Origin of the sequence: Xanthomonas sp. SHU 308 (assembly GCF_000364645.1) — a bacterium.
Lineage (GTDB): Bacteria > Pseudomonadota > Gammaproteobacteria > Xanthomonadales > Xanthomonadaceae > Xanthomonas_A > Xanthomonas_A sontii.
The window spans coordinates 1-26,191 of the sequence record NZ_AQOK01000789.1; the positions used below are offsets into that span (position 1 = coordinate 1).

General features: G+C 69.9%; 23 protein-coding genes. 7 read left to right on the plus strand and 16 right to left on the minus strand.

Annotation, left to right across the window (positions count from 1 at the left end):
* Positions 1-1,475: tetratricopeptide repeat protein (locus D588_RS0120650; RefSeq protein WP_017917351.1), on the plus strand; the 1,475-nt coding region annotated here is incomplete at its 5' end.
* Between the two features lie 47 nt (positions 1,476-1,522).
* Positions 1,523-3,229, plus strand: a complete 1,707-nt coding sequence (locus D588_RS0120655; RefSeq protein WP_198526793.1) for a BatD family protein — start codon at positions 1,523-1,525, stop codon at positions 3,227-3,229.
* Between the two features lie 93 nt (positions 3,230-3,322).
* Here the strand turns inward: D588_RS0120655 and fos are convergent, their stop codons facing one another.
* Entirely contained in the window at positions 3,323-3,730 is a 408-nt protein-coding gene (gene fos, locus D588_RS0120660) for a fosfomycin resistance glutathione transferase (RefSeq protein ID WP_017917353.1), read from the minus strand.
* 171 nt (positions 3,731-3,901) lie between these two features.
* Here fos and D588_RS0120665 point away from each other — a divergent pair, with 171 nt between their 5' ends.
* Positions 3,902-5,191 (plus strand): dicarboxylate/amino acid:cation symporter, encoded by a 1,290-nt coding sequence (locus tag D588_RS0120665; RefSeq protein ID WP_017917354.1) that lies wholly within the window; start codon positions 3,902-3,904, stop codon positions 5,189-5,191.
* A gap of 191 nt (positions 5,192-5,382) precedes the next feature.
* On the plus strand, positions 5,383-7,383 hold the full coding sequence (gene tkt, locus D588_RS0120670) for a transketolase (RefSeq protein ID WP_017917355.1): 2,001 nt from the start codon (positions 5,383-5,385) through the stop codon (positions 7,381-7,383).
* A gap of 214 nt (positions 7,384-7,597) precedes the next feature.
* On the opposite strand, the gene D588_RS0120675 is transcribed toward tkt, so the two are convergent.
* The 8 genes from D588_RS0120675 to D588_RS0120710 all read right to left on the minus strand — a co-directional run bounded on the left by D588_RS0120675 (position 7,598) and on the right by D588_RS0120710 (position 19,358).
* Positions 7,598-8,350 (minus strand): DUF2894 domain-containing protein, encoded by a 753-nt coding sequence (locus tag D588_RS0120675; RefSeq protein WP_017917356.1) that lies wholly within the window; start codon positions 8,348-8,350, stop codon positions 7,598-7,600.
* Complete coding sequence (locus tag D588_RS0120680) at positions 8,340-8,990, minus strand: OmpA family protein (RefSeq protein WP_017909860.1); 651 nt, start codon at positions 8,988-8,990, stop codon at positions 8,340-8,342. Before D588_RS0120680 ends, D588_RS0120675 begins: the two co-directional genes overlap by 11 nt.
* Positions 8,987-11,443, minus strand: a complete 2,457-nt coding sequence (locus tag D588_RS0120685) for a DUF802 domain-containing protein (protein WP_017917357.1) — start codon at positions 11,441-11,443, stop codon at positions 8,987-8,989. The genes D588_RS0120680 and D588_RS0120685 overlap by 4 nt, the downstream gene beginning before the upstream one ends.
* A gap of 10 nt (positions 11,444-11,453) precedes the next feature.
* Positions 11,454-12,185 (minus strand): DUF3348 domain-containing protein, encoded by a 732-nt coding sequence (locus D588_RS0120690; RefSeq protein ID WP_017917358.1) that lies wholly within the window; start codon positions 12,183-12,185, stop codon positions 11,454-11,456.
* Between the two features lie 126 nt (positions 12,186-12,311).
* Positions 12,312-12,746, minus strand: a complete 435-nt coding sequence (locus D588_RS0120695) for a hypothetical protein (protein WP_017909857.1) — start codon at positions 12,744-12,746, stop codon at positions 12,312-12,314.
* 300 nt (positions 12,747-13,046) lie between these two features.
* The gene (locus tag D588_RS0120700; RefSeq protein WP_017917359.1) at positions 13,047-15,785 is read right to left on the minus strand and encodes a TonB-dependent receptor; all 2,739 of its coding nucleotides are present in this window, start codon (positions 15,783-15,785) and stop codon (positions 13,047-13,049) included.
* Positions 15,786-15,917: 132 nt separating this feature from the next.
* Positions 15,918-17,039, minus strand: coding sequence for a phosphatidylinositol-specific phospholipase C1-like protein (locus tag D588_RS0120705; RefSeq protein WP_017917360.1), 1,122 nt, complete (start codon positions 17,037-17,039; stop codon positions 15,918-15,920).
* Between the two features lie 363 nt (positions 17,040-17,402).
* Positions 17,403-19,358, minus strand: coding sequence for an acetyl-CoA hydrolase/transferase C-terminal domain-containing protein (locus tag D588_RS0120710; protein ID WP_017917361.1), 1,956 nt, complete (start codon positions 19,356-19,358; stop codon positions 17,403-17,405).
* 198 nt (positions 19,359-19,556) lie between these two features.
* Here D588_RS0120710 and D588_RS0120715 point away from each other — a divergent pair, with 198 nt between their 5' ends.
* Genes D588_RS0120715 through D588_RS0120725 form a run of 3 tightly spaced genes read left to right on the plus strand, consistent with a single transcriptional unit; the run spans position 19,557 to position 21,953 of the window.
* On the plus strand, positions 19,557-19,925 hold the full coding sequence (locus D588_RS0120715) for a BlaI/MecI/CopY family transcriptional regulator (RefSeq protein ID WP_010340889.1): 369 nt from the start codon (positions 19,557-19,559) through the stop codon (positions 19,923-19,925).
* On the plus strand, positions 19,915-21,360 hold the full coding sequence (locus D588_RS0120720) for a TonB family protein (RefSeq protein ID WP_026143947.1): 1,446 nt from the start codon (positions 19,915-19,917) through the stop codon (positions 21,358-21,360). The genes D588_RS0120715 and D588_RS0120720 overlap by 11 nt, the downstream gene beginning before the upstream one ends.
* The gene (locus D588_RS0120725; protein ID WP_017917363.1) at positions 21,357-21,953 is read left to right on the plus strand and encodes a hypothetical protein; all 597 of its coding nucleotides are present in this window, start codon (positions 21,357-21,359) and stop codon (positions 21,951-21,953) included. The genes D588_RS0120720 and D588_RS0120725 overlap by 4 nt, the downstream gene beginning before the upstream one ends.
* Before the next feature lie 45 nt (positions 21,954-21,998).
* Here D588_RS0120725 and D588_RS0120730 read toward each other — a convergent pair whose 3' ends face one another.
* The 7 genes from D588_RS0120730 to D588_RS28650 form a co-directional block, all read right to left on the minus strand.
* Positions 21,999-22,556, minus strand: coding sequence for a flavin reductase family protein (locus D588_RS0120730; protein ID WP_017917364.1), 558 nt, complete (start codon positions 22,554-22,556; stop codon positions 21,999-22,001).
* A 60-nt stretch (positions 22,557-22,616) separates the two neighbouring features.
* Entirely contained in the window at positions 22,617-23,234 is a 618-nt protein-coding gene (locus D588_RS0120735; protein WP_017917365.1) for an ATP-binding cassette domain-containing protein, read from the minus strand.
* 28 nt (positions 23,235-23,262) lie between these two features.
* Positions 23,263-23,958, minus strand: a complete 696-nt coding sequence (gene modB, locus D588_RS0120740; RefSeq protein WP_017917366.1) for a molybdate ABC transporter permease subunit — start codon at positions 23,956-23,958, stop codon at positions 23,263-23,265.
* Between the two features lie 9 nt (positions 23,959-23,967).
* Complete coding sequence (modA, locus tag D588_RS0120745) at positions 23,968-24,747, minus strand: molybdate ABC transporter substrate-binding protein (protein WP_017917367.1); 780 nt, start codon at positions 24,745-24,747, stop codon at positions 23,968-23,970.
* A 116-nt stretch (positions 24,748-24,863) separates the two neighbouring features.
* Complete coding sequence (locus D588_RS0120750; RefSeq protein ID WP_017917368.1) at positions 24,864-25,694, minus strand: MBL fold metallo-hydrolase; 831 nt, start codon at positions 25,692-25,694, stop codon at positions 24,864-24,866.
* On the minus strand, positions 25,691-26,041 hold the full coding sequence (locus D588_RS0120755) for a metalloregulator ArsR/SmtB family transcription factor (protein ID WP_017917369.1): 351 nt from the start codon (positions 26,039-26,041) through the stop codon (positions 25,691-25,693). The genes D588_RS0120750 and D588_RS0120755 overlap by 4 nt, the downstream gene beginning before the upstream one ends.
* Positions 26,042-26,045: 4 nt before the next feature.
* Positions 26,046-26,183 carry a rhodanese-like domain-containing protein gene (locus D588_RS28650; RefSeq protein WP_345775590.1) on the minus strand — a complete coding sequence of 46 codons (138 nt, stop codon included), beginning with the start codon at positions 26,181-26,183 and terminating at the stop codon, positions 26,046-26,048.
* Between the last annotated feature and the right edge of the window lie 8 nt (positions 26,184-26,191).

Genomic DNA, 26,191 nt, shown 5'->3' on the forward strand with positions numbered 1-26,191 from the left:
AGCTGGCGCGGCTGCTGCACGAACGCGCCGGCGGCGAAGTGGCGCTGGTGGCCTACGCTGGCGAGCCGTACACGGTGGCGCCGCTGACCGACGATGCGGCGAACGTGGGCCTGTTCCTCGACGCGCTGTCGCCGCAGGTGATGCCGGTGGCGGGGCAGCGCACCGACCTGGCGATCGATTGGGCGGCGCAGTTGCTGCGCCAGGCCGGCTTCTCCCGCGGCGACATCCTGGTGCTCAGCGACCAGGCCGACGCGCAGGCGCAGCAGGCCGCGGCGCGCGCGGCCAGGCAGGGCTATCACGTGTCCGCGCTTGGGCTGGGCACGGCGCAGGGCGCGGCCTACCGCGACGACCAGGGTCGGCTGTCGCACGCGCAACTGGATGCGGGGGCGCTACGCGCGCTGGCGGAAGCGGGCGCGGGCCGCTACGCGGCGTTGACGCCAGACGATACGGATCTGCGCGCGCTGGGCGTGCTGCGGCCGCAGGAAGCGGACGCCACGGCGGCCGACGAAAGCCATGGCCGCGTGTGGCTCGATCAAGGCTATTGGTTGCTGCCGCCGCTGATGCTGCTGGCCTTGCTCGCGTTCCGCCGTCGCGGTGGCGCCGCGGTGCTGCTGCTGGTGTTGGCGCCGCTGGCGATGCCGCTACCGGTGCATGCGCAGGCTCAGGCGCCAGCGCCAGCACAGACGCCGACACTCGGTCCTGTCGCAGGCGGGTGGTGGGAACGTGCCGACCAGGTCCGCCAGCAACGGCTCGATGCAGGCGTGCAGGCCTACCGCAAGGGCGATTTCGCCGCCGCGCAACAGCAGTTCGAAGGCATCGACAGCGACGCCGGCTGGTACAACCTCGGCAATGCGCTGGCACGGCAGGGCCGTTACGACGAGGCGATCGACGCCTACGACAAGGCGCTGAAACTGCATCCGCAGATGGCCGATGCGATCGCCAACCGCGCCGCGGTGGAGGCCGCGCGCAAGCGCCAGTCGTCGCAGGACTCCAAGTCCGGCCAGCAGGGCAAGGACGGCCAGCAGCAGAAGAGCGGGCAGTCGCAGAACGGCCAGCAACAGAACGGTCAACAGCAAAACGGTCAACAGCAGGCGGGTCAGCAGCAGAACGGCGCCCAGCAGAACCCGCAGCAGAAGAACCAGCAGCAAAACGGCCAGCAGCGCGACGGCCAGCAGGGACGCGATGGCGCCAAGGACGCGCGGCAGGCGCCGCCGAAGCCGGGCGATGCACAGGCGCAACAGCAGGCCGATGCGGCGCAGCGCCAGCAGATGCAGCAGGCGATGGCACAGCAGGGCGGCACCGACAAACAGGCCGCCGAGCGCGCCGCTGCCGCCGCGAACGAGACGCCGCAGCAACGCGAGCAGCGTCAGGCGGTCGAGGCGTGGCTACGGCGGGTGCCGGACGATCCGGGCAATCTGCTGCGCGCCAAATTCAGGCTGGAACACGAACGCAGGCAGCGGGAACAAGAGCCATGATCCACTTCGAGCGACTCGGCCAGGGGGCCCGCGCCTGCGCGGTGCTGATGGTGTTGGCCGCGCTGCTGCTGGCGCTGCCGGCGGCTGCCGCCACGCGCGCGTGGCTGGATCGCGACAACGTCGGCGCCGGCGAGGGCGTGACCCTCAACATCGAGACCGACCAGGCGGCGGCCACGCCGGACTACGCGCCGCTGCGCGCGGATTTCGCGCTCAGCAACGAGGTCAAGAGCCGGCAGATGCAGATCGTCAACGGCGCGGTCTCGTCGAAGTCCTTGTTCGGGGTGATGCTGACGCCGCGCAGCACCGGCACGCTGGAGATTCCGTCGCTGCAGGTCGGCAACGAACGCACCGCGCCCTTGCGGCTGGAGGTGGCCGCGGCCAGTGCCGCCGCGCCGGCCACCGCCAATGCCGACGTGCCCGCGCAGGTGGGCAACGCCGACGTATTCGTGCAGACCGTCGTCGACGACGCGCGGCCCTACGTGCAGCAGAGCGTGGGCGTGGTGGTGCGGCTGTATCTCGGTGTGCCGCTGAGCTCGGGCGAGCTGGACCTGGACGCGCCGGCCGGCGCGTCGCTGCAGCGCGTCGGCGACGACATCCAGAACCGCCGTCAGATCGACGGGCGCATGTACACGGTGGTCGAGCGGCACTACCTGCTGGTGCCCGAGCGCAGCGGCTCGCTGCTGTTGCCGGGCGCGCGCTTCAGCGGCCGCGGCCCCACCGGCTTCTTCGACGACTACTTCGGCCGAGGCGGCGAACTCAATGCGCGCGGCACCGCGCAGACCCTGCAGGTGCGCGCGCAGCCGGCCAATGCGCCGCAGCCGTGGCTGCCGCTGCACGAACTGCGCCTGCGCTACACCGCCACGCCGCAGCGTGCCAAGGCCGGCGAGGCTGCCGACATCGTGGTCGAGGCCACGGCACGTGGTGCGACCCAGGCGCAGTTCCCCGAACTGCCCACGCCCAGTGTCGATGGCGCGCAGGTGTTCGCCGAGCCGCCGCAGGTGCAGGAACGCTTCGTCGACGGCGGGCCGCAGGTGACCGTCAGCCGTCGCTACTCGATCGTGCCGCAGGCGGCTGGCCCATTGCTGGTGCGCGGCCTGCGCATGCCGTGGTGGGACGTGGGCGCTGGCGCTGCGCGCGAGGCCAGCCTGCCGGATCTGACCCTGCAGGTGCAGCCCGGACAAGGCGTGCCTGCGCCGGCCCCCGCCCCGGTCACCCCCGCGGCGCCGACGCTGAGCGCGGTTCCCGCCGACAATGCGGTGGCGCCGACGCATACCCTGCGGGGATGGCTCGCCTCGTCGCCGCTGTGGATGGCGCTGGCCGCGGGTTTTGCGGTGCTGTGGCTGGCGACCCTGGTCTGGGCCTGGCGCCGCTTGCGCCGTGCACGCGGCGTTGCAGCGCTGCCGGGCTCGGCGGCCAACGCTGCGCCGGGTGCGACATCGGCACCCGCGACGGCGCGCGCCGCATTGCCGGAATTGCGCAAGGCCCTGGACAGCGGCGGTCTGGACGAGGTCGCCGCGATCCTGTGCGCGCAGGCCGGCGTCGCCGACCTGGATACGGTGGTGCAGCGTCTGGACGATCCGGCGCAGCGCGACGCGGTGCTGCGCATGCAGCACGCACGCTGGGGCGGTGGCGGCGATGTGACCGGTGCGCGCGCCGCGTTGCGTCAGGCGTTCTGGGCCGGACCGCGCTGGCGCGCTACGTCGCGCAAGCAAGACAAGGACGAGCTGCCGCCGCTGTATCCGCGTGATGCGTGAGGCATTGGCGCTTGCGGCCCGCGATTGGTGGGCGCTGTGACGCGGGTGTTTGCCGACGAGGACGCGGTGGTGCCGGACGATGGCGCCGCTTGCTCAGTCGAGGAAGCGCATTCCCGCATACGGCCGCGCGCGACACGAGGCCAGCCGCGAATGCAGGTCGCCGACATGCGCCTCCAGGCGATGCCCATCCGGATCGAGGAAATACAGCGAGTCGCCTTCGCTGCGATTGCGCTGCCACAGCGGCACTGCGTGATCTTGCAGGCGCTGGGCAAAGTCGGCGAAGGCGTCGGTGGCGATGGAGAACGCATAGTGCGTGTAGTCGGCCGACGCGGGGCCGCGCTGCGGGTCCAGCGACAGGCAGAGCCACAGTTCGCCCAGACTCAGGTAGGCGCCGTGGTCCCAGCACGCATGCGCGCGCAGACCGAGGACATGCCGGTAGAACTCCAAGCTGCGCTCCACATCGCGCACGGCCAGCGTGAGGTGGTTGAATCCGGTCAGCATGGGCGGCGTTCGAGATGGTTGATGTGGGCACTTTAGCGTCTGCGCCGTAGGCACGCTGGCCGCCCTATGGCCCTGCTGCGGGGCGCAGGGCGGACACCGGTCATGCGATGACTTGAGAACGGCCAGTGTGGGTTTGTTAAGCTTCACGCTTCTTCTGGCCAGGCGCTGCTCATGACCGACACCCCCGTGAAGGCCGAAACCGGCATGCCGTTGCATTGGAAAATGGCGATCGGCTTCGTCCTTGGGCTGGTGCTGGGGCTGGCGGTGCACATGAGCGTAGGCGGCGATGCGGACTGGGTGCAGGCGCTGACCAAGTACCTCACCACGCCGTTCTCCAAGCTGTTCCTCAATCTGATCTTCATGCTGATCGTGCCGCTGCTGTTCTCGGCGCTGGTGATGGGCATTTCGGAGATGGGCGACATCCGTGCGCTCGGCCGGATCGGCTGGAAGACGCTGGGCTACACGGTGGTGCTGTCGGGTGTGGCGGTGCTGCTGGGTCTGGTGCTGGTGAACGTGCTCAAGCCGGGCATCGGCGTGGATCGCGAGCTGGCGCAGCAACTGCTGCAGCAGAACGTGGAGCGCACCGCGCAGATCGTCGACCAGAGCAGGCACCAGCCGCACGGCATGGACATGCTGCTGTCGATCGTGCCCGACAACGTGGTCGAAGCCGCGTCCAGCAATGGCGCGATCCTGTCGCTGATGTTCTTCGCGGTGATGTTCGGCGTGGGCATGGTGCTCAGCGAAGACGCCAAGGTGGCGACGCTGCGGCGCGGCATCGAGGGTGTGTTCGAGATCTCGATGACCCTGATCGGGCTGGTGATCCGCCTGGCGCCGTATGCGGTCGCCTGTTTCATGTTCAACCTGGCGGCGCTGTTCGGCTTCGAGCTGCTGGTGCGGCTGGGCGCCTACGTGGGCGTGGTGGTGCTGGCGCTGGGCCTGCACATGGTGGTGAGCTACGGCGTGGCGGTGCGCCTGGCCGGGCGCTCGCCGCTGTGGTTCTTTCGCGCCACCCGCGAGGCGACGGTGATGGCGTTCTCCACCGCGTCCAGCAACGCCACCCTGCCGACCGCGCTGCGCGTGGCCGACCAGATGGGGCTGCCGCACAAGGTCTCGCGTTTCGTGCTCACCGTCGGCGCCACCGCCAACCAGAACGGCACCGCGCTGTTCGAGGGCGTGACGGTGATCTTCCTGGCGCAGTTCTTCGGCGTGGAGCTGAGCATCGCGCAGCAGTGCATGGTGATGCTGGTCTGTATTCTCGGCGGCATCGGCACCGCCGGCGTCCCGTCCGGCTCGCTGCCGGTGGTGGCGCTGATCTGCGCGATGGTCGGCGTGGACCCGGTCGGCATCGGCATGATCCTGGGCGTCAACCATTTCCTGGACATGTGCCGTACCGCGCTGAACGTGACCGGCGACCTGGCCCTGACCACGATGGTGGCCAAGGGGGAGGACGGCCGGGATTAGGGAGTCGGGATTGGGGATTCGTAGAGGCGGCAGCGTCGCGGCCTGACGGGGCCACGCGTTGGACCGGCCGAAGCCGCTCCTGCGCCATCTCGGGCGTCCAGCCGGTGACGCTACCAATCCCCAATCCCCAATCCCCGCCTGTGGGACAATAGTGGGCCCGACGCCACGCGCCCGCTTCCGACAGATCCCTCATGACGACGCCTACCCGCCGCGAACTCGCCAACGCGATCCGTTTCCTTGCCGCCGATGCGGTCGAGGCCGCCAATTCCGGCCATCCCGGCATGCCGATGGGCATGGCCGACATCGCCGAAGTGCTGTGGAACGACTTCCTCAGCCACAACCCGAACAATCCGCACTGGTTCAACCGCGACCGCTTCGTGCTGTCCAACGGCCACGGCTCGATGCTGCAGTACGCGCTGCTGCACCTGTCCGGTTACGACCTGCCGATCGAGGAGCTCAAGCGCTTCCGTCAGCTGCACAGCAAGACCGCCGGCCACCCGGAGCGCAGCGAGACCCCCGGGGTGGAGACCACCACCGGTCCGCTCGGCCAGGGTTTCGCCAACGCGGTCGGTTTCGCGCTGGCCGAGAAGTTGCTGGCGCAGCGCTACAACCGCCCCGAGCACCAGATCGTCGACCACCGTACCTGGGTGTTCATGGGCGACGGCTGCATGATGGAAGGCGTGTCCCACGAAGCCGCCTCGCTTGCCGGCACCTGGGGCCTGGGCAAGCTGGTGGCGTTCTGGGACAACAACCATATCTCCATCGACGGCAACACCGCCGGCTGGTTCAGCGACAACACCCCCGCCCGGTTCGAGGCCTATCACTGGCACGTGATCCGTGATGTCGACGGCCAGGACGCCGATGCGGTCAAGGCCGCGATCGAGGCGGCGATCGCCGAGAGCGAGAAGCCGACCCTGATCTGCTGCCGCACCACCATCGGCTTCGGTGCGCCGACCAAGGCCGGCAAGGAATCCTCGCACGGCGCCGCGCTGGGCAAGGAAGAGCTGGAGGGCGCGCGCAAGGCGCTGAACTGGCCGTACGCACCGTTCGAGATCCCGCAGGCGATCTACGACGGCTGGCGCGCCGGTGGTGCCGGCACGCTGCGCCAGGCCGAGTGGGAGCAGGCCTTCGACAAGTACGCCAAGCAGTACCCGGCCGAAGCCGCGGAACTGACCCGCCGTTCGCACGGCGAGCTGCCGGAAGACTTCCTCGCCCAGGCCGACGCCTACATCGCCAAGCAGGCCGCCGAAGGCCAGACCATCGCGTCGCGCAAGGCCTCGCAGATGGCGATCGAGGCGTTCGCGCCGCTGCTGCCGGAGCTGGTCGGCGGGTCGGCCGACCTGGCGCATTCCAACCTGACCCTGTGGAAGGCCAGCAAGTCGGTCGCCACGGATGATCCGAACGCCAACTACGTGTACTACGGCGTGCGCGAGTTCGGCATGACCGCCATCGCCAACGGCCTGGCGCTGCACGGCGGCTTCATTCCGTTCGACGCCACCTTCCTGGTGTTCAGCGACTACGCGCGCAACGGCGTGCGCATGAGCGCGCTGATCCCGGCGCATGCGATCCACGTCTACACCCACGACTCGATCGGCCTGGGCGAGGACGGCCCGACCCACCAGCCGGTGGAGCATCTGGCGTCGCTGCGCTACATCCCCAACAACGACGTGTGGCGCCCCTGCGACACGGTGGAGTCGGCGGTGAGCTGGAAGGCCGCGATCACCCGCAAGGACGGCCCGAGCTGCCTGGTGTTCAGCCGCCAGAACCTGCCGTTCCAGGCTCGCACTGAGGCGCAGATCAAGCTGATCGAGCGCGGCGGTTACGTGCTGGCCGATGCCGAGGGCGGCACGCCCGACGTGATCCTGATCGGCACCGGTTCGGAGGTGGGCCTGGCGGTGGAAGCCAAGCAGGCGCTGGATGCCGCGGGCCTGAAGACCCGCGTGGTGTCGATGCCCTGCACCGACGTGTTCGATCGCCAGGACGCCGCCTACCGCGAGTCGGTGCTGCCGTCGGCGGTGCGCAAGCGCGTGGCGGTGGAAGCCGGGGTCACCGCCTTCTGGCGCGCCTACGTGGGCCTGGACGGCGCCGTGGTCGGCATCGACAGCTTCGGCGCCTCGGCGCCGGCGAACGTGCTGTACAAGCACTTCCAGATCACCGCCGAACACGTGGTGGCGGCGGCGAAGGCGTTGTAAGCCGAGAGCCACGATGGTGACGAAAAAGGCCGGCGCATGCCGGCCTTTTTCTTGCCTGGATGGCGTGTGCCGTATGAGAGAACGCGCATCTCGGAGGAGCGGCTTCAGCCGCGACCGAGGTTCCGTGTAACGCCCTTCGCGGCTGATCCCCGAAAAGGGGACAAGAGCTGCTCCTACAACGACGGTGTCGGCATCACGTGCATTGGTGATGCGATCAACCGCGCTTGCGCGGCTTGCTGCGGGGTGTCGTCGGTTTGCCTGCGGCGCTGCCGGGTTGCTGCGGCTTCGCCAGTGCGCCGCCGTCGTGCAGTTGCTGCAGCCAGGACAGCGCATCGACGTAGGACAGGAAGTGCTGCAGGTAGCCGGGCGAGAGCGTGCGCATCAGCGCCAATGCGCGATGCACCAGCACGCCGGAGTTGAGCGGGCCGGCGTCGGCGGGGGCCGGTTGCAGCGACTGCCGCAATTGGCTGCGGCTGCGCAGTTCTGTCCACAGCCGGCGCGCGTCTTCGACCGCGGGCAGTTGCGGTGCGGTGAGTCGCGCCGCTGCGGTCGCTGCGGTGGGCAAGGGCGATGGTGCGGGGAGTTCTGTGTCGATGGCATCGGTCGCCGTGGGGGCTTCGTCGTTGGCCTCCAGGTTGGCGCCTTGGTCGTTGCCGGCGCGGATCGTAACCACCGCGGCGCGGGACTGCGCCAGCAAGGCACCGAGCGGGCCTGGTTGCATCGCGCGCACCGCGGCGTCGGCCTCGGCATCGCCAGCACCTTGCGGTGCCGCGGCCAGCGCCGCGGCGTAGGCGTCGAGCAACGCGGACAGCTTCTGCTCCAGCAGTTCGCGCGCCTTGCCCTGCTGCGCCTCGGTGCGGCGCGCCAGCGCTTCGAGGAAGCGGAAGCGCAGCGGGTCCAGCCGCTCGGCATGCTCAGCACGCCAGGCGGCGAGGCGATCGGTGGCGGCGATCCGATCAGGGCGCATGCGGCGTCGCGGCGCTCTTGCGCATGCGCGGCAGTGGCGCCATCTCCACGCGGCGGTTGCTGGCGCGTCCGGCCTCGTCCACGTTCGGCGCCACCGGCTGCTGCGCGCCGAAGGCGGCGGCGAAGACTGCATCGGCCGGTACGCCGGCCTCGATCAGCGCGCGGGTCACGGTCAATGCGCGCTCGGCCGACAGTTCCCAGTTGTCGGCGAACTGGCGATTGCTCTCGCGCACCTGGCGATCGTCGGTGAAGCCGCTGACCATCAGGATCTCGTCGCGCGCCTTGAGGTAGCCGGCCAGCGGCGCGGCCAGGCTCTTCAGCAGGTCGCGGCCCTCCGGCTGCAACTGGTCGGAGTTCAGTGCGAACAGCACGTTGCCGCGGATGCCGATGCGGCCGTCGACCAGGGTCACCCGGCCGGCCGCCAGCGGCGCGGCCAGCGCCTGTTCCAGGGTCTTGCGCTGCTGCGCTTCACGTTGGCGCTGGCGCATTTCCGCATCCAGCTTGTTCGACAGCTGCAACTGCACGCCGATCACCCCGATCAGGATCAGCACGAAGGCGCCGAGCAGCACCGACATCAGGTCGCCGAACACCGCCCAGACCGGTGCGCCGTTGTCGGCCTCGAGTTCCAGCTCGTCACTCATGCCGCGTCGGCCTGGTCGGGCGCCTGGCGCGCGGCGAGCTGACGCAATTCCTCGGTGATCTGCTGCTGCGAGAGCATGCTCAGGTCGATCACCTCACGCGCCTGCGCCACGTAGTAGGCCAGTTGCTCGTCGCTGCGCGTCAGCGACTTGTCCAGCGCCTGCTCGATGCCCTGCAGGCGTTCCAGCAGGGCGGCGTTGGATTCGCCGAAGGCCTGCACCGCGCCGGAGAACGCGTCGCCCAGGCTGGCCACCTCGGTGGCGCCGGCGACGACCTGCGCGGCGGCGTCGTCGAGCTTGCCGGTCTGCGCGTCGATCTGCTCGGTGAAGCGGCTGCCGACGCGCTCCAGCAGATCGGCCGACGTCGCGACCAGGGCGTCCACCGCGCTGCGCTGTTCGGTGGACGCGTGGTTGACCGCCTCCAGCAGGGTCTGCAGCGTGGCCAGCAGGCGGTTGCGCTCGTCGAGCATGGCGGTGTCGCGGACCATGCTGTCGGAGAGTTTCTGGCGCAGTTCCGCGACCACGTCGGCCGCGGCCTTCGGCGCTTCCGAGGCGACCTGCACCAGCCGCTCGATCTCGGCGATGGTGTCGCGCGCCTGTGCCTGGCCCTGCTCGGACATCGCCGCCGCGGTTTCCTGCAGCGTGCTGCAGATCTCCTGCTGGCGCTGTGCGATGCGCTCGCCATGGTGCTCCCACTGTCCGCCGAGGGTCGCGGCCATGCTGGCGAAACTGTCGGTCCAGGCACGCAGACGCGCCTGGTCGCGCGCTTCCAGTGCCTCCTGCAGGTCGGCATGGGCCTGCTGCAGCGTCTCGGCGAGGGCGGCGGCGCGCTGTTCCAGGCTGGCCGCGGCGGTGTCCAACGCCTGCGCGTTGCGCGTGGCCAGGGCCTCGTTGACCTCGCGTTGCTGCGCCAGCGCCCCGCTCCACGCCTGTTGCACGGCCTCGACGGTGGCGTCCAGGCGGGTCGCCACGGTCTCCAGCGCCTGCGTCGTGTGCGTGGCGAGGGTGTCGTTGATCGCGCGCTGCTGTGCCATCGCAGCGTCCCAGCCCTGCTGTGCGGCTTCGGCGGTGGCGTCCAGCCGCGTCGCCACGGTGTCCAGTGCCTGCGCGTTGCGTGCGACCAGTGCGGCGTTGGCCTCGCGCTGCTGTTCCAGTGCCGTGCTCCAGGCTTGCTGGGCAGCTTCGGCGGTGGCATCCAGGCGGCTGGCCACTGCGTCCAGTGCCTGTGCCTGGCGTGCGGCGAGGCCGTCGTTCGCTTCGCGTTGCTGCGCCATCGCCTCGCTCCAGGCCTGCCTGGCGTCGTCGCTGGCGCCCTGCAGGCGTGCCGCGGTCGCCTCCACCAGCGTGGTGGCACGTTGCTCCATGCCGTCGCCGGCGCGTTGCAGCGCGCTGCCGAGTTCCTGCAGCAGCGCGCCATTGACGCGTTGCTGCTCGGCCAGTGCGCTGTCCCAGCGCTGCGTGGCCTGTTCGGCGGCCTGGGCGAAGCCATTGGCCAGGCCGTCCAGCTGCCGCTGCACCGCCTGGCCGACGCTGTCCTGCAGCGCGGCGGTCTCGCGCGCCACGCCGTCCAGCGTGCGTTGCACCACCGGTTCCAGCGCGTCGCCGAACGCCCGCGCGTGCGCGGCCACGCCGGCCTGCAGGGCGTGTTCGACCGCGCCGGCCAGGCGCGTGTAGGCGGCCTCGGTGCGGCTGTGGAAGGCGTCCTGGCTGCTGGCCAGGCGTTCGCCGCTGACCGCGCTGTGCTGTTCCAGCGCCGCCATCATCGTCTGCATGCGCTCGATCAGGCCCGGCATCAGCGTGGCCTGGGTCTGCAGCAGCTTGAAGGCCTCGTTGCGCTGGTAGGCCAGCGAATGCGTGCGCAGCGCGGTCGCCGCGTGCAGGTCCAGGTGCTGCACCGCCTGCAGGCGCTCGCGCCGGCACAGCGCGGCGAGCAGGCCGAGCATCGCCGAGGCGGCGACGCCGGCGATGGAGGTGCCGAAGGCGAAGCCCAGGCCCTTCAGCGGCGCCGCCAGCGAAGCGCGGATGGCATTCAGATCGGTGGCGCTGTCCAGTGCCAGGCCGGTGCCGTGCAGGGTGGCCATCATGCCCAGGAAGGTGCCGAGCATGCCCAGCAGCACCAGCAGGCCGACCAGGTACGGGGTCAGCGCCGGCACCGGCAGGCCCGCGCGTTCGCCTTCGATGCGCAGGCGCACCGCGTTGCGCAGGCTCGGGTGCAGCCGTTGCAGCCAGCCGCCCAGGTCGTCGCGCGCGGCCTCGGCGTCGCTCAGCGCGGTGTGCAGGGTCGCCGTGGCCTGGCGGTAGCGGTACAGCTCGGCGATGCCGGCCAGGTAGCACAGGCCGATCAGCGCGGCGAAGCTGGCGCCCAGCGGGTTGGAGCCGAGATAGCCGACGCCGATCCAGCAGACCACGGCGAGGCCGGCAAGGAACAGGACGGAATGGAGCAGGGTCTTGGGCATGAGGATCGGATCAACGGCTGCGAAGCGCGGCGAGCAGCGCTTCGATGGGATGGAAACGGACGTCCAGTTCGGCGCGCAGGACGCTGTGCAGGTCCTGGCGGAACAGGTCCAGCCAGGCCGCGTCGGACGGCGCCGGCGGAACGTCGGTGAGGGATGGATCGGGGGCGGGCGCGGCGGCCGCGCGCAGGCGCTGGAAATGCGCTTCCAGCAGGTTGGGCACCGTCGCCAGCAGGGTCTGCTCGCGCGGGCTCAGGGTCAGTTCCATCACCGCATCGACCTCGGCCAGCCGCGCCATCTCCGGCGAGAGCGGGACCAGGGCATCGCGCAGCAGGCCGCGCAGGCGCCCGGTCGCGGTCAGCATCGCGCGCTGCAGCGCCTGGTAGCGCTGGCGGAACGGCGCGTAGTCGATCGGTGCGTCGGGGTCGTGCTGGCGCTTGCCCACGGGCTTGCCGGTTTCCTTGGCGATGTCCAGGGCGATGCTCTCTTCCAGTGCAGCGCGCACGCGGCCGCATTCGGCCTCCAGGGCCGACGGTTCCGGCGCCCCGGGGGCATCTTCGGCAGGCTCGGGCAGTTTGCCGTCCAGCGCCCGTGACACTGCCACCGCGCGGTTCCAGTCGATCCATTGGCCGAGCCGGTCGGCCAGCGCGGGGCTGGACGCGGGCATCGGCGCATCGCTCAGGCGCGCCAGCAGGCGAATGAAGGCCGGGCCCGGGACGGGCGCCCGTGGAGGGGCTTTCGCCATGTGAGTGGTCAAAAACCCGCAATTTTACACGCGAATGACATCGGCTGCCCGGAGGCGGCCGATGCCGAACCGCAAGGGGACGCCAGCGACCTCAGCGCGCCTGGCGTTCGGTGCGAATGCGTTGCCTCATTTGCATTGCGGCTTGTTCATCTTGATGTCTTTCAGATCGGCAGCCGTATACAGCGCCGCGGGGCGGTTCGGGTCGTTCTGCATGTTCTGGTAAAGATTGGCCAGTGCCTGCAGATGGCCGTCTTCGCCGCTGCCGAAACGCTGCTGTTCCGAAGCCTTGGCGCCATACAGGCCATTGCACAGCAGGGCTTTCCTGAAGATCTTCAGCACTTCCACGCGCGCATAGTAGGTCTGCAGGCGCTGTGCGGCGTCTTGCGGCTGGTGATTGATCTTCGCGTAGTTGCTGTTGCAACGCGGACCGAGGTCCGTCGGATAGGCGGCGGCGATGCCCGCGCAACTGGCGACGGTGGCGGGCGGAGCGGCCAGCGCAGCAAAGGGCAGGAGTGTCGACAGCACGAGCAGAAGAGCGCGGAGCGATGGGCGCATGTTCATCGAAGGGAATCCTTGGTCGCAATGGGATGGATGGTCGGCTTGCGTGCCATGCAGACATGGTCGTCGCGCAGCCACTGTCGCTGCGTGCCGACATGTGCGGGATCGGGAAATGTCCCTAGATGCCCGGGCCTTCAGCCCGAGGAAGCGCGATGCAGCTTGCGGAGGATTGCCGCACCCCTCGATGCTTCGGCGCCAGGAGTGGCTTCTGACGGCGGGGCGCGGCGCTGGTGCATCCTGCCCAATGCCTTGCGTGCTGTCTGCACGCAAGGCACTCGCCGCAGCGGCGGAGGCAGGGCAGCGTCAGTAGGTATAGCTCAGCGTGAGCATGTACACGCGCCCGGTTTCCACGTAGGCGCCGTCGGCACCGGGGTCGTAGGCCATGTAGCGGGTGGACTTGCCCTGTGTCTCGTAGAACGTGGCCGAATTCAGCAAGTTCTTGGCAGCGATGCCGACGTCGATGCCGTGCGGCAGGTGGTAGGTGGCGGTGAAGTCCAGCGACTTGACCGGCTGCAGGTAGTAGTTGAGCCGGTCGCTGGTCAGGCCGAGCAGTTGCAGGCCGGTGTAGTTGTAGCTCAGGTCGGCGCGCAGGCGGCTGTCGTCGTAGAACAGGTCCAGGTTGTAGATGCGCTCGGGCGCACGCGGCAGCCAGGTCTTTTCGGGCTGGTCGGTGCGCTTGCTGTCGGCGGAACTGTGTTGCAGGGTCAGGTTGGCGGCAACGCCGAAGTTGCTCCAGAACCCAGGCAGATCCTGCAGGCGCTTGCTGCCGGCCAGTTCCACGCCGTACAGCGTCGCGGTACCGCCGTTCTGCGGCATGGTCACCGGCACGCCGTCCTCGAAGGTGGTACCGGTCGGCACCAGGCCGCCCAGCGTGTTGTCGTTGCTGGTCGCCGACTGCGAGGTGTAGATGAAGCCGGTGATGCGCTTGTAGTAGGTCGAGGCGCTGAGCACGCCGCCGTTGCGGTCGTAGAACTCCGCGGACAGGTCGGCGTTGTCGGCCTTGCTCGGCTGCAGGTCGGGATTGGGTTTGGAGATGCCGATGACCTTCTGGGTGGGGTCGACCGTGTACACCGTCTCGCCCGAGATCAGCCCGAACGCCGGGCGGCTGAAACTGCGCCGCAGCGAGGCGCGGTAGACGGTCAGCTCGTCCGGGCGGTAGTTGAGGCTGATGCCTGGCAATACTTCGCCATAGCTGCGGCCGCTGCCGACGAAGCGGCCGTTGATGCCGTCGCCGTTCGATTGCCAGGCATCGGCGGAGTAGCGGGTCAGTTCGTAGCGCACGCCGGGCAGGATGGTCACCGCGCCGACATGCAGCGTGGCCATCGCGTAGCCAGCGTAGATCGCCTCGGTACTGGAGGTGGTGTTGGCGTTGTAGTCGTTGGCGGTATAGATGCCGGCGCCATTGGGATCGTTGACGTATTTGTACGGCACCGCCTGCGCGCGCACCCAGTCGCGGTCGAGGATCTTGAACGGGCCGGCGTAGTGGCCATCGAAGGCGGCGTAGGTGAGGCGGCCGGGCAGGGCGCTCAGCGGCGGGCCGCCGGCGTTGGGGAACACGTAGTTGGTGCCGCCGAAATACGGGCCGTTGTAGACGAAATTGCCGTCCTTGTGGAAGAAAGGGTGATCGTAGGAGCCGCGGTCGGCGTGGTCGAGCGACAGGCCGGTCTTGACCTCGTCGAGCACGTCGCCGTCCACGCGGTAGCTGATGTCGGCATGCGCGCTGGCGCGGTTGTCGTGGCTGCCGGCATCGTGGCCCTGGGTCTTCCAGAACAGCGCCGAATCCAGGCTGTAGAAGAAGTTCTTCAGGGCCGGCGAACTCGGGCCGATGCTCGGATAGGTCGGATCGCTGAGATCGAACGCAAAGCTGCCCGGGGTGAAGCCGTACAGGCTTGCGGCGACGTAGTCCGGGCGGCTGCGCGTGCCGCGTCCGAAGGAACTGCCGTAATCGAAGCGCAGACGATCCAGCGTGGTCTGCCCGCCCAACTGCAGCGTGGCCAGGGTTTCCTTGATGTCGTGGGTGTTGAAGTAGCCGCCACGCACCGCGGTCGGCTGACTGTTGACGGTTTCCAGGCGTGCGCTGGATTGGTCCTGTTGGCCGGTGACGTTGTAGCTGCCGTAGATGGCGCGCGCGAAAAGGGTGGTGTGCTCGCCCTGCCAGTCGAAGGCGAGGTTGCCGCCGTAGCGCTCGATCTGGCTGGTGTAGACGCTGTACTTGTAGCGGGCGCTGAGCAGCGGGCCGACATCGCGCAGATCCACCGCCTTGGCCTGCGCCGGGTCCGCCGGGAAATACGCGCTGTTGGGCGCCGGCGCCTGCGCCATGTTGTTGTTCTTGCCGTAGTAGGCCGAGGCGTAGACGCCGAATGCGTGGTCGTCGCCGAACTTCCAGGCCAGCTCCTGTTGCAGCGTGCCGCCGGTGTGCTTGCCGCCAAGGTCGGAAGCGAGCGCGTTGAATTGGCCTTGCGCGGTGGTCTTGCCGTAGAAGTCGCCGTCGAAGTCGAACGCGCTGGGCGTGCGCATGTCGATCGTGCCGCCGATCGCGTCGCCCGGCAGGTCCGGGGTCGGCGACTTGGAGACCTTGACCGACTGGATGCCGAACGGCGCGAGCATGTTCAGCGAGATCGCACGCGTGGACGAATCGGTCTCGGGCATGCCGAAGCCGTTGAGACGGTAGCTGTTGTAGCTGGCATCCAGGCCGCGGATGCTGACGTAGGCGTTCTCGCCGGTGGTGGCCTGGCCCAGGTGCATGTCGCTGTAGGCCGACAGCCCGGGCAGGTGCGCGACCACGTCGGCGATGCCGGCCGAGGGAATCGCGTCGATCTGCTGCTTGCTCATCACGCTGTTGACGCCGTTGGACAGGCGCTGTTCGTCCAGCGAACCCGGAGCGGTGGCCTGCGCGGCCTGCACGTTGACCGAGTCCAGGGTGGTGGTGCGCGCGCTGGCGTCAGTGGCTTCATTGGCGTCGCTGGCATGGGCGGCTGGCGAGAGCGCAAGCGCGAGGGCGATGGCACAGCACAGGGGGCGGGGGCGATGGATCGGGAGCATGGGGGTGGCTCGTTGGGGGAAACAGCGGTTGCGATCCGAAGTCCGGACACGCCGATGCCGGCGCGCGGATCGCCCAGGCCTTCCATTGCGTACGTGTGGGGCGTGGCCGCGACGTCGCGCGGCCAATGGCATTCAGTGGCCCAGGTCGACGCCGTGGCAGTCGGCCTGCGGACGCTGCGGATTGCAGCGGGCGACGGCGTCGCCGGGGAAGCGCACCACGTAGCCGGAGGCGGCCGGCTCGTGATCGGGAAAGTCGGTGCTGAGCAGTTGCGCGCCGCTGGCGAGCATGGCGTCACGCCGCGCGGTGTCGTTGCGCAGGGCTTCCTTGAGGTCGGCGTCGGTGCGCGTGCGCACCAGGTAGCCGGCCTTCACCAGCGTCGCGATCTCGTCGGCGCTGCCGTCGTTGCGCTCGACGAAGGCGGCATCGTCGGCGCCGGGATCGGCATTGGTGAAGCACACGCGGCCGCGCAAGGACGGATGGCCGGCGAGATAGGCCGGACCGACGGCACGCTGGTCGAGCAGGAACACCACCTTGCCGCGCGCCGCGGAGAGCGCAGGCCAGCCCTGCGCGAGCACGGCGGCGTTGAGCGTGGCCGCGCTGCCGCGTACCTGGTCGGGGCTGATGTAGTCGTTCGCGGCGAACACCGAGCGCAGTTCGGCGTCCAGTGCGTCCAGCGCCTTGCCGTCGAATGGTTCCGGTTGCACCGTGGGGAAGGCCGCCGGCACGGTGGATTGCTTGGTTTCCAGCAGGATGAAGATCGGCAGATGCCCGGGGTGCCGTTGCGACCACGCCCGCACCTCGCGCAGGCAGGCCAGCAGCGGCTGGCAGGTGCTGCGCTGGTCGAGGTCCTGGATGTGCATGACCTTGAAGCCCGGTCGCTGCATCACGCCCGGCGCGGCGATCGGCGGCGCCGGCGGCAGCCCGGCCTTGGCGAGTTGCTCGATCATCGCCGGGTGCGCGTAGCGCCCGCCCTTGGCGTCGGCGTAGATGTCCAGTTCGATCTGGCGCACGCCGTCGTCCAGTTGCTGCGTCAACGGCGGATGCCGATAGTCCAGCACCGCGAACGTCGCTGGATCCAGGCGTTTCCACAGCGCTGCTTCGCTGGGCGCGAAGCCGGCGTGGTAGCTGTTGTGGCTGCCGATGTACTGCAGGTCGCCAAGCCTGGGGGCTGCGCACAGCGCAGATGGCAACAGCGCCAACACCGCCAGCAGGGCGCGCAGCGCAGCTGGCGCACTACGGAGTTTCGACGACATCGGGACAGAACGTTGGGGGAGCATCGTGGCCACGCTTGGTAACGATATCTCGACAGCATCCCGAGTGGAGTTGACGCGGGTGTTGCCAAATCGTGTCATGGCCGGCGGCGTGCCACGATCGTGCGCGGTGTCCCATGCGTGCATGACCCTCGTCACGTTGTCGCGGCTGGTTGGACAAGCACCGCCGGCGACGCGGTTTTGCCGCAACTCAGTGCGAAGTGTTGGCGTTGTTGCGAGAGCGACTTGGCCGCGACGGGCATTCCCGATCGCGCGCGTTGCGGCTGTCGGCCCAGGGCACGTCGAGCCGCTTCTACACGTAAACCCTGCGTCGCCGGGTGGCTCCCTGCCGTTGCCGCGCGTGCGTCATTGCGGCGTGCGCGTGCGCTGCAGGGCGAATGCCAGCAACGTCGCTTCCAGTCGTTCGCCGAGGCTGCGCGGCGCGTCCAGCCCCATGCGCTGCATGCAGGCGGCATCCGCCGCGGGACGCGCCAGCACCGCGCTGGCCACCGTCTTCAGCTTGGCGCCGGTGCTGGCGGTGTGCTGCTGCAGCCAGGACAGGGCGCGCAGCAGGCGCTGCTCGACCTCGGTGAAATCGCTGCCCAGCGGATAGTCGGGCAGGGTGCCGTCGCGGCGGAACGGCGCCAGCGCGTCGCGCACGCGCGCAGCCTGATTGCGTTGCCAGTGCATGGATGCTGCGAAGTCGGCGGCCAGCTTGCCGTTGGCCTTCGCCGTCTCCAGCAACGCAAGTTGCCCCTGCACGTCGGCGATCCCGACCATTGTCGCGATGCAGTCCTCGTCGGTCAGGCCGCGCAGGTCGGCGATGCCGTACTCGTTGACGTAGAGGTCGCGCAGGTGCCGCGGGATGGTGGTGTGGCCGTAGTTCCAGCGCACGTTCGACTGCGTTGCGCCGGCATCGCTGCGGACGGCGCGGAACATCAGCACGCTGCGCGCGTCGTCCAGCGCGTGCGCCATGGACACGAAGTTGTACTGGCCGCCGACGCCGGACACCACGCGACCATCGTCCAGCGCATCGGACACCGCCGCGCCGAGCGCGGTGGCCATCATGCACGAGTTGAAGAAGCGCGCCTCGCGCCGCTGTATCCGGCGCAATGCCTCGTCGCCGTAGAGCTGGTTGATCTCGCTGATGCGGCGCATGCCGATCGCCGCGCGCGCCTGCGGATCCATGTCGCGCAGCCAGGCGTAGAACTCCGGCGAGCCCAGGTAGAACGCGCCTTGCAGGTATTCGCCCTCGCGCTCCAGACGCTGCAGGTCCTGCGCATCGGCAGTGCCGTCGGCCACGCGCTGCAGCAGTGGCGCGTCGTCGAGCACCTTGCGCCGGATCACCCCGCACTGGACCAGTTGTCGGAAGCCTTCGTTGAGCATCTCGCTGCAGCCGAACAGGCCGATCGCGAACGGCTCCAGGCCGCCGCATTCGCGCACCGCCGGATGCCGCTCCAGTTCCGGATCCAGCGCCGCCAGCACCTGCCGGTAGCGCGCGTTGTCGGTATGCCGCAGCACCAGCGCGTGGCACAGCGCATCGGCCAGGGTGCCGATGCCGATCTGCAGGGTGCCGCCGTCGCGCACCAGCGTGCTGGCGTACAGGCCGATGGCGTAATCGGCGTCGGCGACCGGCTGCCGCGGCAGCCCGAACAGGCGCGGATACGGCCCCGGCGGCGTCACCACCACGTCGAAGAAGCTCGGCTCCACCGCCGCGCAGCCGCCGATCCACGGCAACTGCGGATCGACTTCGGCCACCAGCAGCGGCCGCGGCAGGCCGCGCCGCTGCACTGCGGTCAGGGTGTCCTGGGTGATGTCGTTGTTGCACGAGAACGACAGCCGGGTGCCGTCGGGTTCGCGCGCCACCTTCTGCACGATCAGGTTCGGCGCGCGCTGCGCCACCGCATCGGCGGCATGGGTGTAGTTGAGGCTGGTGTAGCTGCGCTGCGCCTGGGTCGAGCGCAGCAGCGCGCCGGACTGCATGTAGAACTCTTCGACCTGGATGTGCGCCGGCAGCGCATCGCGCTGCATCGCCTGCACGTAGCGCAGACGCGGGAAATCCTCGCCGAAATGGCGTTGTACGAACGGCCGCGCGAACCGACCCTGCATCCCGCCGCCGGGCGCCGGCGGATTGAGCGACAGCGCGGTGTAGATCTGCAGCGGCCGCGTCGGATCGTGTTCGATGCGCTCGTACAGCGCGTTGAGCAAGCGATGCGGTTTGCCCAGGCCCAGCGGTGCGCCCACGCGCAGCGGGCCGGCGATGCGCTGCAGGATCAGGTCGGCAGCGGCGTCGAGGTCGTCGAGGTGATCGGTCATCGGCATAGCTTAGAGGGTGTGCCGGCGATTGCGTGGATCGTGGTGCGAGCGATACGCGCGGTGCCGCGGCGTACGCGATTGGCAGCGACGACCTCCGGGCGTGGTGGCATGCCGATCGCCAGGACATCCGACGCTGCGCAAAAAACGCTTGACATGCGTCTTGTTTACGCGCGTAATCAGTGAAAATTTACGGGCGTAAACGAAATGTCGATCAGTGACGCGGAAGCCGTGGTCATGGAGGTGCTGTGGGAGCGGCACCCGCTCAGCGCCGAGGAGGTGTTCGCCGCCTTGTCCGGGCATGGCGGCTGGGCCGAACCCACGGTCAAGACCCTGCTCAACCGCTTGCTCAACAAGGGCGCGATCCGCGCCGACAAACAAGGCCGCCGCTATCTGTACACGCCCCTGCTGCAGCGCGCGCAGTGGGTGCAGCAACAGAGCGAAGGCCTGCTCGACCGCCTGTTCGGCGGCCGTATCGCGCCGTTGGTGGCGCACTTCAGCGAACGCGGCAAGCTCAGCGATGCCGATATCGCCGAACTCAAACGACTGATCCAGGAGCTGGACGATGAGCATTGACGGGATCGTGAGGGACCTCGGGAGTACCGCGCTGGTCGTCAGCGTGGCCATCGCGGCGGTGCTGGCATTGCGCGTGCCGATGCGGCGCGCGTTCGGCGCCGGCATCGCCTACGCGCTATGGATCGCGGTGCCATTGGCGCTGCTGGCGGCACTGTTGCCCAGCGGCTGGCGTCCAGCGTTGCCGGCGGGCTTGGCGCTGGACATGCCGGCGGTGCTGGTCGGCGTGACACGGGCGCAGATGTCGGTAGGCGACGGCGTGTCGGCGAGCGGACAGGCCACGGTCTGGTTGCTGTCGTTGTGGCTGGCGGGTGCGCTGGCCTCGGCGGCCGTATTGTGGCGGCAGCAGCGCCGCTACCGGCGCAGCCTGGGTCGCCTGCAGCCTGGCGAGGATGGCGTGCTGGTCGCCGAACATGCGCTGCATGGGCCGCTGGTGCTGGGTGCGTGGCGGCCGCAAGTGGTGGTGCCGATGGACTTCGCCGCGCGCTATCCGCCGCCGCAGGCGCAACTGGTGCTGGCGCACGAACGCATGCATATCGCCCGCGGCGACACCCGCAGCAATCTGCTGCTCGCCGCGCTGCGCTGCGTGTACTGGTTCAATCCGCTGCTGCACTGGGCCGCCACGCGCTTCCGCCTGGATCAGGAACTGGCCTGCGATGCCGCGGTGCTGGTTCGCCATCCCGGCACGCGCCGGCACTACGCCGAGGCGATGCTGCAGACCCAGTTGGACGCGTTGGCCTTGCCGGTGGGCTGCCATTGGCAGGCGGGCAGCGTCCTGTGCCAGCGCATTGCCTTGCTGCGGCGCCCGGCGGTGCGCGGTTGGCGGCGTCGTCTGGGCCTCGCGGCGGTGACGCTGGCCGCGTTGAGCGGGAGTGCGATGGCACTGGCGTTGCCAACTGGAACAGATGCCACGGGCGTGGCGCGCGATCTTGCCGCGAGCGAGGTGGATGGCACGTCGGCACGATCGGTGCAGCAGGCGTCGGTGGTCGCCGCGCGGACCGGAGCGCGGCCTGCCAAGGTGATCGACATGCCGCCCCCGAAATACCCGGATGAAGCGGTGCGTGCCGGCGTCTCCGGCAAGCTGGTCCTGCTGGTCGACGTGGATGCGCACGGGGCGCCGAGCGGCGTGCGCGTGCTGGATCATGGCAGCGGTAGCGCAGTCTTGGATGCTGCCGCGGTCACCGCCGCCTGGAAGTGGCGCTTCTCGCCGGCGACTGCGCACGGACGCGCTGTGGCCAGCCGCGTGAAGATCCCGGTCGCGTTCGACGTGGAAATGTACCCCGAGGACGCGCCGGCTGGCGTCGCCGATGCTGCGAATTACCGCTGGTATCGCCTGGGCGAGGATGCCGGCGACACTTTGGCGAGCTTGTGCGACAAGGTGTTCTCCGGCAAGGGCGGCGCCGCGCCGCTGTGCGGCATGGCGCGGACCGTGCGATGAGTGCGCACGGGCGGACCGGCATGCTGCTGGCGCTGGTCCTTTCCGGCTGCGCCAGCCACGTACCGAAAGAGGCGCCGCAACCGACCCAGCGCATCGACTCGGTGGATCAGCGCATGCTGGAAACAGGATCCGGCGCGGCGCCCGGTGCAGCGGCGGTGCAGTCGTATCGGATGCAGCCGCAGGAAGTGTTCCGCATGCCGCAACCGCTGCAGGCGCCGACGCTGCAGTTGCCGAGCGCGTCGCCGCGCCGCACGTTGGCCCCGACCACGGTCTGCGTGCGGGTAATCCTGTCCGCGCAAGGCATGGTGGAGCGCAGCGCCCTGTTGAACGATCGCCCGGACTGCAGCGCGGGCGCGCAGCCGGAGATGGCCGATCTGCTGCAGGCGGTGCAGGACGCAGTCGCGCAGTGGCGTTTCGTGCCGGCGGCGATCTGCACCTATGCCGATCCGGCGCAGCGGCCGGCGCAGGAGGGACGCTGCGACGATGCGCAGTCGGTGCAGGAGGTGCCGGTGACGCTGGCCTACGCGTTCACCTTCGAGGTCCGACAGGGCAAGGCCAGCGTGCAGTCGGGGCGCGTCGGCGGCGCGCGCTGAGCGCCGCGATCGCCGCGTGCGGTCTGCCTTGCCCGTTGCCGGGAACTACAGCATCTCCGGCTTGAACAGGCGCCGCCGCGAGATCTCCGCGCCTGACAGCATGAAGCGGCCGTCGCCCCGGTAGTGCAGGGTGCGCGGCCGCTTGGGCGAGGCGGCGACGTGCGCCTTGACCACCTCCCACACGAACAGGCCGTGCTTGCCGATCTGGCTGCCATCGTGCAGGCGGCATTCGAAGCTGGCGTAGCACTCGGCGATCAGCGGCGCCGCCACGTGCGTGGCGGGCACTGCGGTGAGGCCGAAGTGCGCGAACTTGTCCAGGTCCGCGCCGCTGGTATTGCCAATGCCGACCACGGTGTCGACCAGGTCGGCGGTGGGCAGGTTGATCACGCATTGCTTGCTGCGTCGGATCAGGTCGAAGCTGTGGTTGGCGCTGGAAATGCAGCAGGCCAGTAGCGAGGGCGAGAACTCCAGCACCATGTGCCAGCCCAGGGTCATCACGTCGCGCTGCCGCTTCCAGGCCGAACTGACCAGCACCACCGGGCCCGGCTCGAGGAAGCGGCGGACGTCCTGGGTGGGGAAGTCGAGCTTGCGGTAGCGGCGCATGCGATGTTTGCCGTGGTGGGGACTTCAGTCTCGCCGGCCCGGGTGAACGCGATGTCGGCGTCAGTCCAGCCGATGCACCGCGTCGGCGATGCGCGCCACTTCCTCGGCCTGGTGGCTGACGTAGAGCATCGGCAGGCGCACGTCGTCGCGCACGCGCTGCAGGTAGGGGATCAGGTCGCTGCGGCGGTCGGCGTCCAGCGACGACAGCGGTTCGTCGAACAGCAGCAGCGACGGCTGCGACAGCAGTGCGCGCCCGATCGCCACACGTTGCGCTTCGCCGCCGGAGAGCGTGTCGGGGCGCCGCCCGAGCAGGGCGCCGATACCCAGCAGGTCGACCACCGCATCCAGTGCGAAGCGCGCCGGCCGGCCGCGGCCGTGGCGGCCATAGCCGAGGTTGCGGCGCACGTCCATGTGCGGGAACAGGCGCGCGTCCTGGAACACGTAGCCGATGCCGCGGCGATGCGCCGGCAGGTCGATGCCGGCAGCGCTGTCGTACAGCACCCGGCCATCGATGACGATGCGCCCGCTGCGCGGCGGCAGCACGCCGGCGATGGCGTTGAGCAGGCTGGTCTTGCCGGCGCCGGACGGACCGACCAGGGCGACCACGCGCGCCTGTTCCTCGATGCGCACGTGGCGCGCGAAACGGCCGCGCTGCAGGTGCAGGTCGATGCTCAGCATCGGTGCAGGCTCCGAGTGCTTGCGCGGCTCATGCATCCGCCTCCGCGCCGCGCTGGCGCCGGACCAGCCACTCGGAGGCCAGCAAGGCGCCCAGTGAGATCGCCAGCGCCACCGCCGCCAGCCGCCAGATGCCGGCTTCGGCGCCGGGCACCTGCAGCAGGCTGTAGATCGCCGAGGCCAGGGTCTGGGTCTGTCCGGGGATATTGGAGACGAAGGTGATGGTGGCGCCGAACTCGCCCAACGCCTTGGCGAAGCCGAGCACGCTGCCGGCGACCACGCCCGGCCATGCCAGGGGCAGGGTGATGGTGAAGAACACCCGCCATGGGCCGGCGCCGAGCGTGGCGGCCGCCGCTTCCAGGCGACGGTCGGTGGACTCCAGGGCCAGGCGGATCGCCCGCACCATCAGCGGGAAGCCCATCACCGCGCTGGCCAGCGCCGCGCCGGTCCAGCGGAACGCGAACTGCACGCCGAGATGTTCGAACAGCCAGCCGCCGATCGGCCCCTGCAGGCCGAACAGTTGCAGCAGCGCGTAGCCGGTGACGATCGGCGGCATCACCAGCGGCAGGTGCAGCAGCGCGTCCAGCAACGATTTGCCGAAGAAGCGGCGCCGCGCCAGCAGCCAGCCGCAGGCCACGGCGAACGGCAGGCTGGCCAGCGCCGCGACCAGCGCGACCTTGACGCTCAGCGCGATCGCGGTCAGTTCCTGCGCGGTGAAGTCGAACAACGCCAGGCCTCAGCGGGCGAGCGAGAAACCGTGGCGACGGAAGATCGCCTGTGCCGGTGGCGTGCCCAGCCAGCGCACGAACTCGGCGGCGGCCTTGGCTTGCGGGCTCGCCCGCAGCGGCGCCACCGGATACACGATCGGCGCGTGGCTGTCGGCGGGGAAGGTCGCCACCACCCGCACCTTCGGTTCGGCCTGGGCGTCGGACCCGTAGACGATGCCCAGCGGCGCTTCGCCGCGCGCCACCAGCATCAGCGCGCTGCGCACGCTCTCGCTCTCGGCCAGGCGCGGCTGCACGCTGTCCCACTGACCCAGCGCCTGCAGTGCGGCGCGCGCGTACTTGCCGGCCGGCACGCTGGCGGTCTGGCCGACCGCCAGGCGCCCCTGCGCGCCGAGGGCGGCGAGCAGCGCGCCGGGTTTGCGCAGGTCGACCTGCGCCTTGCTGGCGGCCGGCGCCACCAGCACCAGCGTGTTGCCGAGCAGGTCGCGGCGCAGTGCCGGATCGATCAACTTGCGCTGCTGCAGGTAGTCCATCCACTCCTGGTCGGCGGAGACGAACACGTCCGCCGGCGCGCCCTGTTCCACCTGCCGGGCCAGCGTGGAGCTGGCGGCGTAGGACACCTGCACGGGGGTGCCGCTGGCGCGCTGGTAGGCGCTGGCGGCCTCGTCCAGCGATTCCTTGAGGCTGGCGGCGGCGAACACGGTCAGCGGCGTCTGCGCCGAGACCGGCGCGATCGCGGTGGCGACGATCAAGGTGCACAGGCACAGCAGGCGGCGCAGCGGTCGGGTCATGGGTCACTCCAGCGGGGGGCAGGTAGGCGATGCGGCAGGGCGCGGCAGCGCGCGCGTACGGTCGCGCAGCACTGTCGCAACTCCCCATCCTAGCGCGCCGGCGGCGCGCTGCCTGCTCACGCCGCTGGCGGCGCCAGGTCGTCGGTGCGGCCGGCCTGGATGTTGGCGCGCACCGACGGCTGCATCAGCCGCGGCTCGGCCAGCGTCGCATCGCGCGCCTGGCGCAAGGCCACGAAGGCCGCTTCGTCGATGCCATCGCGCACATGGATGTTGCTGCGGCGCTGTTCGCCGATGCTGGTCTGGCAGGCCACCGCGCGGCCGCCTGCGCCGTAGTCGTGGCACACGAACACGCGCGTCGCCTCCGGCAGCGCGTACAGCCGCTGGATCGAACGGTACAGCGTGGCCGCGTCGCCGCCGGGGAAATCGCAGCGTGCGGTGCCGCTGTCGGGCATGAACAGCGAATCGCCCGGGAACAGCGCATCGCCGATCAGGTAGGCGACGCTGTCGCCGGTGTGGCCTGGCACGGCGATGACCTGCGCCTGCACACTGCCGATCGCGAAACGCTCGCCATCGGCGAACAGGTGATCGAAGCCGCAGCGCGCCTGCCCGTCCGCGTCCAGGCCGAACTGTGGCGCGAAACGGGCGCGCACCTCGCGGATGCCGTCGCCGATCGCCAGCGTCGCGTGTGGCCATCGCTGCTTGAACCACTGCGCGGCGGAGACATGATCGGCGTGGGCGTGGGTCTCGAGAATCCAGCGCAGGTGCAGTCCGCGCGCGTCCAGGCACGCGGCCAACGCCTGCGCCGGTGCGTCGTCCAGTGCGCCGGTCTGCGGGTCATAGCCGACCACCGGGTCGATCACCGCGGCGTCGTTGCCATCCTCGACCACGTAGCTCCAGGTGCCGGAACCGCCATGGTGGAAGGCGTGGACGTGCGGATGCTGGCTCATCGATCGCTCCGGGTGGCGGCAGGTGGCGCGGCGCTGCAGTAGATGCCGTGCAGCACCTCGAGGATGCGCTGCACCGGGCCGGGCACCAGCGAATAATAGATGGTCTGACCCTCGCGGCGGGTCTGCACCAGTCCATCCTCGCGCAGCAGCGCCAGGTGTTGCGACAGCGCCGACTGGCTCAGCTCCACGCGCGCGTTGAGCTCGCCGACCGATTGCTCGTGGTCCACCAGCAGGCACAGCAGCAGCAGCCGCTTCTCGTTGCCGAGCGCCTTCAGCAGGCGCGCCGCCTCGCTGGCGTGCGCGCGCATCGCGGCAGGGTCCAGGGCGGTTGCGGCGCGGCGCGGCATGGGCTCAGAAATCGACCGGGCCACCGGCCGCGGTCCAGCCCAGGAAGCCGCCGGTCAGCGAGCGCACCGCGGTGTAGCCCAGGTGCTGCAGGCTCAGTGCCGCCAGGGTGGAGCGGCCGCCGCTGGCGCAGTACAGCAGGATCGGCTGGG